Below are 15,322 nucleotides of genomic sequence, written 5' to 3'. Positions count from 1 at the left end.
GTCCCCCCTGTTTAGTCCATTTTGAGTACGGCCATAAATGCTTCCTGCGGAACTTCCACCGAGCCGACCTGCTTCATGCGCTTTTTCCCCTCTTTTTGCTTTTCGAGGAGCTTCCGCTTCCGGCTGATGTCCCCGCCGTAACATTTTGCGAGAACGTTTTTGCGCATCGCTTTAATCGTTTCACGGGCAACCACTTTCGTGCCGATAGCCGCTTGAATCGGAACCTCAAAGTGTTGGCGGGGAATCAGATCTTTCAATTTCTCACACAAAATCCGGCCGCGATCATATGCCTTATCCCGGTGAACGATGAAGGAGAGCGCATCCACCACTTCTCCATTCAGCAGAATGTCCATTTTAACCAGATTGGAGGCACGGTAGCCGATCAATTCATAATCGAAAGATGCATACCCTTTGGTGCTCGATTTCAAACGATCGAAAAAGTCGTATACAATTTCCGTCAACGGAACTTCATAGACCAGAGTGACACGGGTTTGATCCAGATACTGCATGTCGATGAAGACCCCGCGTTTTTCCTGACACAGCTCCATTACGGCACCGACATAATCTTTGGGTACGATAATGGATGCCTTCACATACGGCTCTTCCACACGCTCAATCTTGCCTGTTTCGGGCATTTTGCTCGGGTTGTCGATTTGGATCATTTCCCCGGAGGTTGTGTAAACATGATATACCACGCTCGGTGCAGTCGTAATCAAAGTCAAATCGTATTCCCGCTCCAGACGTTCCTGGATCACTTCCATGTGGAGCAATCCCAAGAATCCGCATCGGAAGCCAAACCCGAGGGCACTTGAAGTTTCCGGTTCATATTTCAACGCGGCGTCGTTGAGTTCAAGCTTCTCAAGCGCTTCGCGCAGATCGTTATAATCGGCCGTGTCGACCGGATATAGTCCGCAGAATACCATCGGATTAATTCCCCGATACCCAGGCAGCGGTTCGGCAGCCGGTGCTTTCGCATCCGTTACGGTATCCCCCACGCGGGTGTGTTTTACGTTTTTGATCGATGCGGCAATATAGCCGACATCCCCGACCATTAATTCATCCACTGGTGTCATGCGCGGTCGCAGGGCTCCGATTTCAACCACTTCGTATTCTGCTTTCGTTGCCATCATGCGAATCTTCATCCCGGGTTTAATCGAACCGTTCACGACACGAACATAAATAATTACGCCCTTATAAGGGTCGAAATGAGAGTCAAAAATCAACGCCTGCAGCGGCTTATCCGGATCTCCCTCCGGGGCAGGCACTTTCTGGACGATCTGCTCCAGAATCTCCTCAATGCCAATTCCCGCCTTTGCAGAGGCAAGCACCGCTTCCGATGCGTCAAGCCCGATTACCTCTTCAATCTCCTGCTTGACCCGCTCCGGTTCGGCCGATGGAAGGTCAATTTTATTAATCACAGGGAGGATTTCCAGGTTATTCTCCAATGCCAGGTAAACGTTCGCGAGTGTCTGGGCTTCAATCCCCTGTGCGGCGTCAACTACCAGCAAGGCTCCCTCGCAAGCTGCCAGCGAACGGCTGACTTCATAAGTAAAGTCGACGTGTCCCGGCGTATCGATCAAGTGCAGAATATAGTCCTTGCCGTCCTTCGCACGGTAATTCAAGCGGACCGATTGCAGCTTGATCGTGATACCGCGCTCACGCTCCAGCTCCATATTATCCAGGACCTGCTGCTGCATCTCGCGAGCCTGCAGAGTGCCTGTATATTCCAAAATCCGGTCAGCCAAGGTGGACTTCCCGTGGTCAATATGAGCGATAATCGAAAAATTTCGGATAGATTTTTGTCGTTCTCTCGCGTCCATCACAGATTCTCCTCATAAAAATGCTATCGTACATTATAGCATGACCGGTATAAAATAGCACGACCCGCAAAAACACAAAAGCGATGGCCATGTTACCTGCCATCGCTATCCGATCCATTGCGCTATCAACGAAGCGATCCATTCGATGATCCGCTCCGACAAATTCTGCAAGATGCGACCGATCCCAATACTCACTTCATTCATTGTTTCCCCGAATTCACTTTTGGCAGCCTCAATCTGGCGACTCCACTTGTCGCCAAGAGTGGGTTTGGGCTGGACCACTTCTTTCCCCAGTACGGTCACCTGAATCGCCTGATTGTCCGTGTTTACATGGATCGATTTCGGGGGTCCCCCCGTTCCGACAATCGACTGAATCCCCTGTTCCGCTGTATGAAAACCTACACCGACGAACACCACTGTCATGAACACGAGTCCGGTGTACAGCAGGAACCTTCGCAACCTCCACATGATCCTGAAGCCTCCCTGTCTCCTACCGTCCTATCAATTCTAGCTTTTAGTCCCAGTATGTTCGGGAGGATGCCGTTCTATACCCGGCTTTGCTTAAGATTACTTCGCATTTTGCCCTTCTTTTGCAAGTTCGGTGATCACGTTCGACAGTAGGTCTGTTGTTCGATACACTTCTTCCATCGTATTTTCCGGTCCACCGATTTCAATGATGATCGATTTGGGATGGAGGTCTTGATTGTATCGAGTGTCGAAACGATTATCCTTTTTTGTAAAAGCACCTTTTGAGACTCCCGGATACAGTTCCTGCATTTTTTTATGAACCTGCTTTGCGAACTCCTCGTTTTTCTTGGAGTTTGGATTCATGCCTCCAACTATGAAACTAACCCTTGCAACATCTTGACCATTCCACTTTGCGGTTGTAAATTGTCTCGCCAGTGAATCCCGATGTATATCGAAAACCATCCTGATACCGTTGTTTTTGCTTAAAACTTCTTGCACCGTTTTTCTTGAAAAATCATAGGACTCCTCAAACTTTCCTGGTACCCAGTAATCTGTTTTCGTCTGTATGGATTCGATTTTCTTCTCTTTCAGATCTTTGACCAGACGCTCACCTGCAAGAGTAATATTTTTGTCTTTGTCATATGCTTGGTTAAATTCTTTTACATTGTTAAGTTCAGGCAAATACGCTTCCCTGTTGTGTGAATGATAAATGTAGACAATTGGTTTTCCGTTAGACGGTACTGGTTCCGGTTGCTCTGTTGGCGGCTGGGGTTGAGGCTTTCCCATATCGGCAGGAGGAATGTCTTCACCCGGTGATTCTTTAGAATCTTCCGTCAAAGGTTCAAAATTACTAACCGACATCGCCGCAATCGAACCTCCCAGCATTGTTTCCGGGTGATCGACATCAATATCTGTGAACAAATAAAACAGCAACGAAGTCCACTTCGAACGGGACTCTGGCGGTTTGCCGATTTGCTTGGGATCGGCCGATGCGTAAACTGGAATCTCCTGCCCCATAATGGAATTTAACGACTGGTTGCTGACCGAATGGAGGACGCGGGATGCCAGGGAATGCTGGTTGTTGGCGGCCATCAACTGCACAGCGATCGCACATATGAAAAGGAACAAGACCGCAATCATCAGACTCATGGTGATCACCATGGTCCGCATTCTGCGTGTTCCGACATTTAGTGTCATGGATCGAAAATATCTTGGACGCGGCTCACGGTTCATAGGACTTGCTCCTTTCATTCGATATCTACGAGAATCATATGTTACGAGATTTCCCTTTATGCCTGTTGATGAAAAGTAAAGAGCGCCCATCGGGCGCTCTTTCATAGATTTATCTTGCTAGAGTTTGAGCAAAATTATTTCGCAAATACGTGGTCACCAATTTTCACGGTAACCGTTCTTTGTCGAATCCAATTGGTCGGACTGACGAGATCCGGATTATAGAAATACAAAGCGTCGAAAGTCGGATCCTTTCCGTTTAACGCTTCTTGTACGGCCCTCCTTGCCTCGTCATCGGCCGGCTTGTGAATTTCCCCGTTGTCTACAGGACTGAAGGCAGGAATCGAACCGTAATATTGAAGAATAACTCCACGAATTGTATTCGGAAACTCCGGGCTTTTCACGCGGTTCAGAACCACACTGGCAACGGCTACTTTTCCTTCATACGGTTCCCCTTTTGCTTCCGCATTGACCAAACGTGCAAACAAATCCAAATCCGCTTCATTCATCGATTGGGTTTGCACTCCTGTTGGAATGTACACCGTGTCTCCAATGTTCAGCAAATCATCGTACTCATTATTCACGAATTGAAGTTTCGCAAGAGGAACACCAAACGTTCTTGACAAGTTCCAAAGAGTGTCCCCACGCTGCACAACGTGCTTGGAAGGAATCAACAACGTTTGTCCGGCATTGATCCGGTCGCTTTGCAATTGGTTGGTTCTCTTGATCACTTCCCACGGAATCCCGTACTTTTCACCAATTTTATACAAAGATTCTCCGTTTGCAGCCGTGTGTGAGGAGGAAGCTTCCGCAACACCTCCAAACATCACCCCAAACAGCATCATCAAAAGAGCAATTTTGCGTTTCATCCAATCACTTCCTTTCTTAATTTACCATACCCATTCCTTCCCTTCGCAGAGCATTTTATAATCTATCCGGACCATCTACTACCCTAACACAGAACTGCAGTTGTTTGGGCGTGTAATTTTTGGCATGTCCGATTTTCAACGATCCCGATTTTCTGACATATAATATAGGTGATTGACAGGGGGGCATATCTATGGCAACCAGGCCCGTACTTTTGCGCAGTGGAGATACAATTGGCATCGTTACATTGGGAAGTCCGCTTTCTGCCGATGTAATTGACGCAAGAATTGCCACACTGAGAAATATGGGATTTAATGTTGTGCTCGGAAATTATGTATATTCCTTTCAGGGCTATCTTGCCGCATCAGATCAAGAGAGGGCCTCCGATCTGATGGACATGTTCCGCAACCCTTCGGTAAAAATGATACTCCCCACCAGGGGGGGTGTAGGAGTAGCCGGAATTTTCCCCTATCTTGACTTTAACGTTATAAGAAGAAACCCAAAGATAGTCACAGGTTACAGCGACATAACGGTTCTACTGAACGTATTGCATCAATACGCCGATCTGATCACTTTTAATAGTCTGCTACTGATTGATTTTCGGCCAGAGACTCCTCCATATAACTACGATCAATTTTTTTCCGCTGTGGCCTCAACTAGTTCCCCAAGGAGAATTGAGAACCCTCTAGGCATTCCTTTAATAAGCAGAGTCGCGGGAGACGTAACCGGTCCCATCGTTGGGGGCAATCTCAGCTCTTTTGTGGATGCTCTGGGCACACCTTATGAAATCGATACAAGAGGAAAAATACTTCTGTTGGAGGAAACGCACGAACCGGTTAACAAGGTCTACAGGTTCATGAATCATTTAAAACTGGCGGGGAAATTCAGGGATTGTCTAGGCATCGTAATCGGGGAATGCACAGGTTGTGCGGAAGCATACGGCAAAACATTTGATGATTTGATTGACGAATTTCTTGTTCCGCTCGGAAAACCGCTGATGACCAACTTGGCCACCTCACACGGGGTATTTAAGGCAGCCATCCCAATAGGCGCAAGAGTGAATCTGAATACGACCAACAATACATTGACTGTAATGGAGCCAACAGTAAGAGTCTAGAATAGAGTAGGCGCATGCATTACCGCATGCGCCTCTCACAGATCCGTACGTGCGGGTGACCGGGGGCCTGTTGCGGCACGCATTAGTGTAAAAACATGGCCGCATCTTCCGGCGTGATTGAAGAATGCAGTGCCATATTCAATCCGTTAGCCACCACAGTGGCGATATCGTCAACAAACTGGTCAATCTCCTTTGGTGTAACCATCAGATTCTGCCCAAGCGGCTGCAGAATCTCAAAGATCAACTGTCTCTTTTCCTGTTCGTTAAAATTGCCGAGTATTTGGCTGCATTGATTCCCGGGTACCTCTTGTTCAATGCGCTTGATCAAAAGATCGATCGTGTCGTGAGCGATCGTAACAGCGTCAACAACAGTGGGAACGCCAATGGCGACAACAGGAACACCAAGCGTTTCCCGATTGAGTCCTTTCCGTTTGTTGCCGACACCCGCTCCTGGCGTAATCCCTGTATCCGCCACTTGAATAGTGGTATTCACCCTGTCTAAAGCGCGGGAGGCCAAAGCATCTATTGCAATCACCAAGTCGGGCTTTACATTCTGGACGATGCCCTGAACAATCTCACTCGTCTCAATACCGGTAATCCCAAGCACTCCGGGAGATACGGCGGCGACTGGCCGGAAACCGTCATCTAAAAGCTCGGGCATATGGCTGTAAAGATGACGAGTGACGAATACTTTTTTCACTACCAGCGGACCAAGCGCATCCGGTGTTACGTTCCAGTTTCCCAAGCCGACAATCAAGACCTTGGCGTTGTCCGGAAGATTCAAGAAGGCTCGCAGCTCTTCCGCAAAACGCTTGGCCACTTTTTCCTGCAAATCGGCATCTTTCTGGCGAAGTCCAGGCACCTCAAAGGTAAGGTAATTCCCCACCATCTTCCCGATCCTGCGAGCTCCATTTTGATCCTTCACCTTTAATTTGGTTACCCTCATTCCTTCTTCTTGGTCTACGTCGGTTTCCACGCCCGGTATCTCAGGGATTCCCTGCGCCGCACCCGCCATCTGGTGAGCCTCAACCGCAAGATCAGTCCGCACCGAATACCCGTTCCAGTCCATTTCTTCCTGTGTTTCATTCATCCCTTGTTCCCCCTGTAGTAACGTCCTTTTGGGTAACATTCGCAAAAATGTTTAGGGTTATTCAAATTGGAGTTGCGCTACCACCTATCACGTGATAAAATATCCATTGTCCGTTTAAAAGGATCGTATCCGTGCTGTAAGGAGGTGAACAGGGTGCCGAACATCAAATCCGCAATCAAAAGAGTAAAGATTACCCGTACTCGTACCCTTCGTAACGCTGCGGCGAAATCCGCCCTTCGTACAGCGATCAAGAAATTCGAGCTTGCTGTTGTCAACAACGATCTCGAGAACGCTAAAGATCTGCTTCAAAAGGCTGCTCGTACGCTTGATAAAGCTGTATCCAAAGGCCTCATTCATAAGAATGCAGCTGCCCGGAAGAAGTCTCGTTTGACGAAGAAATTCAACAAATTGGGTGCGTAAATTAAAAGATAACGACGCAAACCCCGATTCACCGCGAATCGGGGTTTTTCCCTGTTGCTTGCTCCAGTTGCTGCTGCGCCAATTCCACTAACCGGCGCACCATGGAACCACCTATTTGTCCACCCACTTTGCCCACTTCGCGGGCGGTCAAATCGCCGTTATCTCCAGGGACAAGCGGCACTCCCACTTGCTGTGCGACTGTATACTTGATGTCATTCGGGTTGGTCGTACAGGACACGTCCTCAGATTTAGTCTTATCCTGTATAATCTCACATTTCAAACGGTCCAACGCCTCTCTTGCTTCCGGTACAAGCAGGCGGTTTCTTCGTCTTGCCACAGACCTGCACCTCCTGTCTGTTTTTAAGGTGCCCCGATCATCAACCTACGATGCATCCGACATGGACAGCAGGAACATTTCAAGTGCCTGTCGATCCTCTATTTTGCCGGTTTTGATTTTATAGTCAATATCTCCTAATTTGGCCAGTAATGCTTCTAACGCTTGTCTTGTGTAACGCTTCGCCTGTTCTCCCGCGATTTTGCATGCATAAGGGTGTACTCCTGTTTGTTGGGCAATTTGTTGAACGGAAAGGCCGCGTGAACTTAGAATCTTTACCTGCAGCATGATTCGGATTTGACGTGTAATCATGAACAACAGGTAAATAGGAGCCTGCTTGCTTTTTATCAGATCCCGCATTAAACGCATTGCTTTTTCCTTCCGCAATCGAACCGCTTCATCGACAAAAACGAATATGTCCTGGTCAAGAGTTCTCGAAACCAGCAGGTTCACGGTTTCTTCTTCAATTGTTCCGTTTTCCCCTGCAAATAATGACATCTTCTCCAGTTCTGTCGAAAGCAGCGTTAGATTCGACCCGCAGACCAAGATCAGCCTGGCGATCGCATCCGGCGTAATGGAAACTTTAAGCTGCCGGGTTTTTTCAAGTATCCAATCGCGCAGTTCCTGTTCTTTAAGCGGCAGGAAAGCGGCCACTCGTCCATTTTTTTGAGCGGCTTTTGTAATTTTCTTTCGTTCATCCAGTTTATCCGCAAGCACGGTCAAAACAACCGTTGAAGTTGGGGAGGGATTCTCCAAATAACGAAGGAGCGCATCAGTATCGTGATCGTTCCGCGGCGACTTGGCTCCCGTAAAAAGAGTTGCATTCTGGACGATCACCAACCGTTTGTCACTCAGGAACGGCAGAGTTTCCGCTTCCCGAACCGCCGCCTGAATCGGTGTCTCATCACAGTGAAAACGAAGCGTGTTTAACGAGTCATCCGGATTCACGGCCTGTTCAAGCGCTTCTACCACTTCCCGAATCAGCAGCTGTTCAGTACCGTAAAGAACGTAGACAGGATGAAGGATCCCTTTTTTGATTTCTTGCATCATCTCACGATAAGACATCAGGATCTAACTCCTAAAAAGCCGTGCTTTCCAGTTTGAAAAGCACGGCTCGAATGGTTTTAGTAAGACTTTGTAAACTGTTTGTTTTTCTTCGCCAGCAGACTCAAACCGCCCAGATTGATCAGCCATTTCGCTTTGGAAGCTTCTTTCATGAGCGACGCTGTAACTCCCTTTGCCCTGAAGCCCTTCACGTTGCCGACACCAACTTCAGCGCCAATCGACGCCAAGGTTCCCATATAATTGAAGACAAATTTCTTCATCGGTTCGCCTTTCATCAAGGCTTGCAGGTTATCTACCACATGATCTCCCATTTGTCCAGCCAATTGCGCGGTTGGCGGGAGCGGACGTCCGTCTTCACCGATAAAGCAGGAAGAGTCCCCAATTACAAAAATGTCCGGATAATCGACAGATTGCAGGAACTCGTTTACTTTGGCACGTCCACGGGGATCACAGTCAAAACCCGCTTCAGAGAGCAGCGGATTCGCTCGAACACCACCGGTCCAAATAATAGTCCGTGCATTGATTTTCTCGCCGGTAGCCAATTCTACCTCATTTTCACCAACCCGAACGATTTTCTCGTTGGTGCGAACCTGCACCCCTTTGTTGGTCAAGACTTCAAGAGCCGTTTCCTGAAGGCGCTGATCCAGCATTGGCAAAATGGTCGGTGCAGCTTCCAAATTGATCAGTTCAATCTTGTTATCCGGAACGCGATACTTGCTTGCCAAGTGCGGAAGGTATTCGGCGAGCTCGCCGCACAGTTCAACTCCGGTCAATCCTGCACCACCCACAACAATACGAAGGCGGGACGGATCTTTGTCAGCCGCATACGCAGCAAAATTTTCTTCAATATGCGAGCGGATTTCTTTTGCTGTTTCAAGGCTCCGCAGCAGCAGGCTGTGTTCCTGCAGTCCAGGAATCCCAAAAAATTCAGGTGCATTCCCCAGTGCATAAATCAAATAGTCATAGGAGTGTTCGCCGTTTTTGCCAATAACCTTTTTCTCCGCCGGTTTAATTCCCTTGATCTCATCTTTTACAATCGTTGCTTCCGGACCTTTGAGAACTTCGGATAATTCAACAGAATAAGGTTCGAAATCGTTACGTCCGCCTGCCGGCTCATGCAACAACGTAGTGAAATAATGGTAGGAATGTTTATTCACGATTGTGAATGGAATTTTGGCTTTCTGCATTTTCACTGCTGCAGCCAAACCGCCATATCCGGCACCTAAAATCAATACTTTTGACATCGTTGTCAATCCCCCTAGAAGTCGGCGCTTGTAAGTGAATGATTAAAGATTAGTGTTCGAATAAGTTCGTCGTTGCATGCACCAACCATTTATGTAGACTTTGTGAAAAATTGTACCTACTTCATTATATCACATTCACTTAATCTGTGAACCAAAAACTTGCTACTTTTTTCACAAACTTTTTCAAATTCCGTAAATGCCCATGAAAACGACAAAACAAAAGCACCCATCGGGTGCTTAGGTCGGCGTTTGTCCCACATATACCGGTTGCTGAGGGACTTGTTGTTGATTCGTATTGATGCGATATGCCATTTCTTCAAACGCCCGTATTTCCGAATCGACATTCAATTCCTGCCAACCATAAATCTCATTCGTTCCACTCTTCTGGGCCATCGCCAGATAGCGGTTCCCTTCATCTCTGCAAATACATATTTCCCAGTGCTCGGGCCGGTTGAAAACGTCTTCCGTCGGATACAGGTAAGTTGTCATCTGGTTCATCAAACCACCCCCTGCATCCTATTCTCCGCAATTGATGAGCGGTTATGCCGTCGACTATCCGCCTCACTGAATAAGCGGACGTCTTGTTCGAAAGCAAAAAAGCCGCCAATGGCAGCTTTACGCGCCTGCAGAGATTCCGGATGGCGGACAATGGGTAACAGGACAAGTCTGACAGTGATCGAGCCGGACTTCATGATGGTAACAAGTGTTGCAAGACTGCGTTTCCAATTGGATCGTCGTATGCCCGATTCCAAACCGGGTCCACATCAGTTCGTGCACTTTTCTTATCACCTGTTCTCCTTCTTCAATGGTGGTAACCGTAACTGCCAGATGGCATGACATCATAATCTGGTTCTGGGTCAACGCCCAGATATGAAGATCGGTTACTCCCGTGATCTCCGGAAGTCCCAGCAGGGCTTTTTCGACTTGATCGGTCTGAATATGATTCGGTGCAGCTTCCAGAAGAATCTTCACACCGTCCCAGGCCATCTTTGCCGCGGCAGCCGCAATCACCAACCCGATCAAGACGGAGAGTATGCCGTCAATTTGGTACCAACCGGTGTAGTAGATCACAACCGCCCCGACCAACACTGCCAGGGACGACAATGCATCCCCCAAAAAGTGCAGCCAGGCGCTCTTGGCATTCATATTGTCTTTTTCTCTTCCCATTAGATACGTCAGAGCCGTATAGATTACAAGCCCGAGCAGTGTAATCCCAAAAACCCAAGCTCCCGATACGGGGTTCGGATTCAAATACTGCTGATATCCCTCATAGATAATAAACAATCCAACTGCAATAAAAATCAGATTGGCCAGAAATGCCGTAAGAATCTCAACCCTGTACATTCCGAAAGTATGCCGGCGGGTAGCAGGTTTTGAAGATTGTTTGACTCCCCACCAGCTGAGTAAAAGAGTAACGAGATCTCCGCCCAAGTGCCATCCGTCAGACATTAGCGCCAATGAACCGGTCAAAAATCCCCCTGCGATTTTCAGTCCAAATACAACGAAGGTCAGAAGGATTCCGTAGCGGATGATGCGTTCCGACGAAGCAAGTGTGTCGTGAAAATGATGGCTTGTATGGTGATTGGCAGAGTGATTCGCAGGCATGGGTATTCCCCCTTTCCCAACTCCTATAACTACTATATCACGATAAACGGAGAAAAGGAACAAAAACAGGAGAATACCCACCGTTATTTCAACGAGAATGCTTATCATTTCCGTTTTTGGAGTTTTACATGAGATTGAAAATTGTTCTCAATAATAATTCTAAACTAAGCTTTTGGGTTCACCATATTCACTCTGGTCATACGACTGCCTGCTGTCTTCGAGGTTCTCCAGTAATAAACCAAAATCAGTATTATGGCGGAGATTCCTCCTGCCAAGATCAGATTCTTTATTGTTTGAGCCGATATCGTAGACGAGGCTGGTACATTTAATTTCACCGCCATCGGGTGGTTTTTAATTTCTTCTTCTGTAAGCAAACGCTGTTGAACCGTATTGAAAAATACATTTTTTCGGTAGGTCATCAGTCCCTTGTTAATTGCTGCTTGCGTGTAAACAATCGTGTCCAGCTCTTTATAAGCGAGAAGTTCCTGTTTTCGGGTCTCCAATTTGCTGAGACTTTCCTTTAACTGATCATTTGTTACCTTGTACTTGTCCACTTTTTCGCCAAACAATTTCACGAGCATGTCTGCGTCCGCTTTCGATAACTTGCCGTTTGAAAAATCGGTCTCCACTGCTTTGATCGCCCGCTGCCCGTCTGCAATGGCGGCTTCCGCTTCGCTCTTTTCTTTCCTAATCGGGGCTGCTTTCTGTTCGATTTTTGACAGCTCTTGCTGACGCTGTTCGACTGTGGGAAGATCGGTTGGCAAAGGAAGCGGCTTCCACTCTCCGAATCGAATGTCTTCCGGATCCACTCCCTTATATTGATTCTGCAAGGCGGTTCTCGCTTTGGTTTCCCGCAGATCATCGGAACTGGCTTGTCCGCCGCTTAATCCCCAGCTTATTCCGAACACAATAGCCAACAGTCCTCCCGCAATCCATTTGCGTTTCATTTGCTCATCTCCTCCACTTCCAGAAAAATCACATGATCTGTTTTTATGTATATTTCTACTGAGTCTATTAATTCATAGAAAAGAAAAAAGAATTGTTTCGAAGAATCGCGAAAAAAGCCTCCGCCAATTGAATTTACGGGCGGAGGCCTTTCGAATCAGTAACTCAGCTTTTTCACCTGTGTCCAAGTACTCCAGTTGTTCCCCGATGATGAGGATTTTTCCCCCGATACTGCCGGTACCGGTTGAAAGGAGAGTGCTGTAATCAAACTCAGGGCGGTCAGAGCGAATACCCATTTTTTCATGACGAGAGACCTCCTATTTGTCCGGCTCCCCAAACCACTGGCCGGTTAGAATATCGACATTGCTGGTAGGAAGCGGTTCCGAATGACTGCAGTACGGACACACCAGATAAAGAATTCCCTGTACCATATCTCCATACAGGCTGCTTTTGTCCAGTTCCATGGTCGCGTGACACCGATCGCATACCGCTTTTGTCATTAACTCTTTCCCCCATCCTCCGTATCCGAAATGTCAGTCGGTTGTTTCTCCGTGTGAATCTCGGGCAGCTTCCCCGTTTGCACCATTTCGGCCAACATTTGATTTTCCTGTTGAATCGGATCAGGATCGGCTCGTATGATCCATTCCCACCGGGGGAATAAATCACGCCGCAGCATTTGTGAAAGAGTCAGTTTTTCAGGCTCCCAATCCCATTCCGGCGGCAATTTGTCATCCATCATTATTCCTGACTCCATGTCACGAGATCTTCTCCACCCTGCTCTTCGGAGAAGATAGGCTGAAAACCGCCTGCTTTCATTATTGCCACGATCTTTTCAGAAATATCATGTGTCACCGAATTGGAATTCTGATCGTCTTTTGCAAAGTCTATTTCCATATGTCCCGTTACTACATAAGTCGCTTCGTGGCGCCCGTCAATCGATTGCAGAACGGACACCGAATCCACTTCACCTGCCTGATGAACCTGATTCATAAACTCTTCATCCGTTATTTGGTCATTCGCCGGGATATGAGCAATGTAATCCAGGTAGCAGCCGGAACCATTCGGTGTAAGCACAACATCCGCGTAAGGACTGGTGTCATCAAGCAAATCAAGTCTTGTGTGAATCAAGGTACTTTGGTCACCCTCCACTGCACCCAGAGGCATATCGATCCGGTTGCGAACCAAAGTCACCGGCGCCCGTTCGTCCATAATATCAATAAAATGCTTTACGAATGTTTCGTACACGTAGGTACCTCCTTTATGCCTTGCGCTTCTCTTCCATTTAGAATTGGAAGGGAACACATGTCTTATGCAATCACAAGAAAATAAACCGGCCACCCGGCGGGACACGCAGATCCCGCAGGTGACCGGCAAGGGACGTTACTTCGACCGCTTCGCCATCTCCGCTTCTGCAAAACTGATCATCTTGCGGACCATGTTCCCGCCGATTTTGCCGACTTCACGGGTGGTCATGTTCTCCCACCCTCTTTGCTGAATGTCGTCATCAAGCCCCAATTCGGATGCAACCTCATATTTGAGGCGATCCAACGCACGGCCTGCGTTCGGATTCAGAACCTGGCGATTGGCCATGAAGTCACCCCCCTGTGAGGTAGGGTGTCATTTATGGGCGGGATTGATACCAAGTTCGGTCTTTTGGGCGGGTGCCCAGAACTGATGACTATAGACTAACATACCCTATCAACATGGAAGCAAACACTGAGGAGCGGATTTACAATGCCGTCATTTATAGCTGGCCCAATTAAAATCAACAGCGTTGCGACGGGAGCGACCATCCTCTTCGGCGATACATTATTTGTTGCACCCAAGACGGCTACCAAATCGTATTCCGGTTCCGGCGGCGGCGCAAACGGGGATTTCTCGGTGCAAAATAACTTCATTAGCAGTACCAACACGATTGATTCCGATTTAATGGATGATACCTTGACTTCCGGTACCTAGGTTCCAGAATATTCTTTTTATGATGAATTCATTTCCCTTTTTGTCGTTTCTTCAATGCAATCAATGTAATAAATTCAAATACGATGTTGGAAGCGGCGGCCGCTGTAATTTGTCCGCTGTCATAAGCGGGAAGAACCTCAACCAGATCAAAACCGACAAAGTGCAAATCGGTCAGACCTCTTACTAAAGCCAATGCATCGTCAATACTCACACCCGCAACTTCAGGAGTACCGGTTCCGGGAGCATAAACGGGGTCGAGGAAATCGATATCAAACGACAAGAAAACGGGCCCTTCCCCAACCCTCTCTCGAATTACCTTAAGCATTTTTGTTACTCCGACTTGCTTAAATTGATTGGTTGTCCAAACTTCAAAACCCAATTCCCGGGCATCCTGCAAGTCTTCCGGTGCGTACAACCCTCCACGCATTCCGACTTGAATGGAACGGGACACATCAAGCAGTCCTTCTTCCACCGCCCGGCGAAACGGTGTTCCGTGGTTGTATTTTTGACCAAAGTAACTGTCCCATGTATCCGAATGTGCATCGAAATGCACTACTGCGACCGGACCGTGTTTCTTGGCAATTGCCCGGAGCTCTCCCAAAGTGATCGAATGATCCCCTCCCAACACTATGGGCAGAATCCCTCTATCAACGATCGGATACAATCCTTCCACGATCTTGTCATAGGTTTCCGCAATATATCCGGGGACTACAGGGAGATCCCCATAATCGACACCGGAAACATATTCAAACAAATTGATGTCTTGCTCAGGATTGTAGGGACGCAACAGAATCGAGAAATCTCGGATCGCCGACGGTCCGAATCTGGCACCCGTGCGAAACGATTGTCCCGAATCGAATGGAATACCCGCAATGACAAAATCCATCTGATCATCAAGTTGATCAATATACGGCAAACGCATAAACGTACGTGGGTCGCAAAATCTTGGAGACTGAAATGAATCTTTCGGTTGGTACTTCGTCATGATTGCCCTCCTTACATGCATAATCTCTGCACGACCTCTGTGATTGGCAAACCGGCTGCAATTGACCGGCCCCCTCTGCCTGTAACTTTCTAAAATAGTTGTTGAAATTGCTGAAAAATAAACAAGCAATTTTTGTGCCAATCAGAAAACGTAGGGTTCACGCCAGATTCCGC

At 47.7% G+C, this 15,322-nt stretch carries 20 protein-coding genes; 3 read left to right on the top strand and 17 right to left on the bottom strand.

The genetic code is table 11. From position 1 onward, the window contains the following. Positions 1-11: 11 nt before the first annotated feature. The 4 genes from lepA to ACFO8Q_RS02795 form a co-directional block, all read right to left on the bottom strand. Positions 12-1,820, bottom strand: coding sequence for a translation elongation factor 4 (lepA, locus tag ACFO8Q_RS02810; protein ID WP_380024161.1), 1,809 nt, complete (start codon positions 1,818-1,820; stop codon positions 12-14). A 105-nt stretch (positions 1,821-1,925) separates the two neighbouring features. Continuing rightward, the gene (locus tag ACFO8Q_RS02805) at positions 1,926-2,288 is read right to left on the bottom strand and encodes a DUF3679 domain-containing protein (protein WP_380024160.1); all 363 of its coding nucleotides are present in this window, start codon (positions 2,286-2,288) and stop codon (positions 1,926-1,928) included. A 99-nt stretch (positions 2,289-2,387) separates the two neighbouring features. Further along, positions 2,388-3,521, bottom strand: coding sequence for a stage II sporulation protein P (spoIIP, locus tag ACFO8Q_RS02800; RefSeq protein ID WP_380024159.1), 1,134 nt, complete (start codon positions 3,519-3,521; stop codon positions 2,388-2,390). Between the two features lie 134 nt (positions 3,522-3,655). Beyond that, complete coding sequence (locus ACFO8Q_RS02795; protein ID WP_380024158.1) at positions 3,656-4,387, bottom strand: cell wall hydrolase; 732 nt, start codon at positions 4,385-4,387, stop codon at positions 3,656-3,658. 191 nt (positions 4,388-4,578) lie between these two features. On the opposite strand from ACFO8Q_RS02795, the gene ACFO8Q_RS02790 reads away from it, so the two are divergent. Next, on the top strand, positions 4,579-5,502 hold the full coding sequence (locus tag ACFO8Q_RS02790) for a S66 peptidase family protein (RefSeq protein ID WP_380024157.1): 924 nt from the start codon (positions 4,579-4,581) through the stop codon (positions 5,500-5,502). 82 nt (positions 5,503-5,584) lie between these two features. Here the strand turns inward: ACFO8Q_RS02790 and gpr are convergent, their stop codons facing one another. Beyond that, the gene (gene gpr, locus ACFO8Q_RS02785; RefSeq protein WP_380024156.1) at positions 5,585-6,592 is read right to left on the bottom strand and encodes a GPR endopeptidase; all 1,008 of its coding nucleotides are present in this window, start codon (positions 6,590-6,592) and stop codon (positions 5,585-5,587) included. 153 nt (positions 6,593-6,745) lie between these two features. On the opposite strand from gpr, the gene rpsT reads away from it, so the two are divergent. Then, positions 6,746-7,012: a 30S ribosomal protein S20 gene (gene rpsT, locus ACFO8Q_RS02780; RefSeq protein ID WP_380024155.1), complete on the top strand. Its 267-nt coding sequence runs from the start codon at positions 6,746-6,748 to the stop codon at positions 7,010-7,012. 28 nt (positions 7,013-7,040) lie between these two features. Here the strand turns inward: rpsT and ACFO8Q_RS02775 are convergent, their stop codons facing one another. The 11 genes from ACFO8Q_RS02775 to ACFO8Q_RS02725 form a co-directional block, all read right to left on the bottom strand. After that, a complete protein-coding gene (locus tag ACFO8Q_RS02775; RefSeq protein WP_380024154.1) occupies positions 7,041-7,349 on the bottom strand; it encodes a small, acid-soluble spore protein, alpha/beta type in 309 nt (102 codons plus the stop codon). A gap of 45 nt (positions 7,350-7,394) precedes the next feature. Then, the gene (holA, locus tag ACFO8Q_RS02770) at positions 7,395-8,411 is read right to left on the bottom strand and encodes a DNA polymerase III subunit delta (protein WP_380024153.1); all 1,017 of its coding nucleotides are present in this window, start codon (positions 8,409-8,411) and stop codon (positions 7,395-7,397) included. A 59-nt stretch (positions 8,412-8,470) separates the two neighbouring features. Then, the gene (locus ACFO8Q_RS02765) at positions 8,471-9,655 is read right to left on the bottom strand and encodes an NAD(P)/FAD-dependent oxidoreductase (RefSeq protein ID WP_380024152.1); all 1,185 of its coding nucleotides are present in this window, start codon (positions 9,653-9,655) and stop codon (positions 8,471-8,473) included. Positions 9,656-9,892: 237 nt separating this feature from the next. Next, the gene (locus tag ACFO8Q_RS02760; protein ID WP_380024150.1) at positions 9,893-10,153 is read right to left on the bottom strand and encodes a hypothetical protein; all 261 of its coding nucleotides are present in this window, start codon (positions 10,151-10,153) and stop codon (positions 9,893-9,895) included. A gap of 117 nt (positions 10,154-10,270) precedes the next feature. Then, the gene (locus tag ACFO8Q_RS02755) at positions 10,271-11,260 is read right to left on the bottom strand and encodes a cation diffusion facilitator family transporter (protein WP_380024149.1); all 990 of its coding nucleotides are present in this window, start codon (positions 11,258-11,260) and stop codon (positions 10,271-10,273) included. A gap of 164 nt (positions 11,261-11,424) precedes the next feature. After that, positions 11,425-12,207 carry a hypothetical protein gene (locus ACFO8Q_RS02750; protein ID WP_380024148.1) on the bottom strand — a complete coding sequence of 261 codons (783 nt, stop codon included), beginning with the start codon at positions 12,205-12,207 and terminating at the stop codon, positions 11,425-11,427. 155 nt (positions 12,208-12,362) lie between these two features. Continuing rightward, entirely contained in the window at positions 12,363-12,509 is a 147-nt protein-coding gene (locus ACFO8Q_RS02745) for a hypothetical protein (protein ID WP_380024147.1), read from the bottom strand. 13 nt (positions 12,510-12,522) lie between these two features. Beyond that, on the bottom strand, positions 12,523-12,705 hold the full coding sequence (locus ACFO8Q_RS02740; protein WP_380024146.1) for a hypothetical protein: 183 nt from the start codon (positions 12,703-12,705) through the stop codon (positions 12,523-12,525). Then, positions 12,705-12,944 (bottom strand): hypothetical protein, encoded by a 240-nt coding sequence (locus tag ACFO8Q_RS02735; RefSeq protein ID WP_380024145.1) that lies wholly within the window; start codon positions 12,942-12,944, stop codon positions 12,705-12,707. Before ACFO8Q_RS02735 ends, ACFO8Q_RS02740 begins: the two co-directional genes overlap by 1 nt. Further along, positions 12,944-13,450, bottom strand: coding sequence for a hypothetical protein (locus ACFO8Q_RS02730; protein WP_380024144.1), 507 nt, complete (start codon positions 13,448-13,450; stop codon positions 12,944-12,946). The genes ACFO8Q_RS02735 and ACFO8Q_RS02730 overlap by 1 nt, the downstream gene beginning before the upstream one ends. Positions 13,451-13,585: 135 nt before the next feature. Beyond that, positions 13,586-13,795 (bottom strand): small, acid-soluble spore protein, alpha/beta type, encoded by a 210-nt coding sequence (locus ACFO8Q_RS02725; protein ID WP_380024143.1) that lies wholly within the window; start codon positions 13,793-13,795, stop codon positions 13,586-13,588. Between the two features lie 144 nt (positions 13,796-13,939). Between ACFO8Q_RS02725 and ACFO8Q_RS02720 the strand changes: the two genes are divergently transcribed. Then, positions 13,940-14,164, top strand: coding sequence for a spore germination protein (locus tag ACFO8Q_RS02720; RefSeq protein ID WP_380024142.1), 225 nt, complete (start codon positions 13,940-13,942; stop codon positions 14,162-14,164). A gap of 28 nt (positions 14,165-14,192) precedes the next feature. Here ACFO8Q_RS02720 and speB read toward each other — a convergent pair whose 3' ends face one another. Next, the gene (gene speB, locus ACFO8Q_RS02715; RefSeq protein WP_380024141.1) at positions 14,193-15,149 is read right to left on the bottom strand and encodes an agmatinase; all 957 of its coding nucleotides are present in this window, start codon (positions 15,147-15,149) and stop codon (positions 14,193-14,195) included. Between the last annotated feature and the right edge of the window lie 173 nt (positions 15,150-15,322).

The organism is Effusibacillus consociatus (genome assembly GCF_042652925.1).
GTDB lineage: Bacteria > Bacillota > Bacilli > Tumebacillales > Effusibacillaceae > Effusibacillus > Effusibacillus consociatus.
Note: the sequence above shows the minus strand (reverse complement) of the source record. Positions and strands in the feature narration are given on the sequence as shown.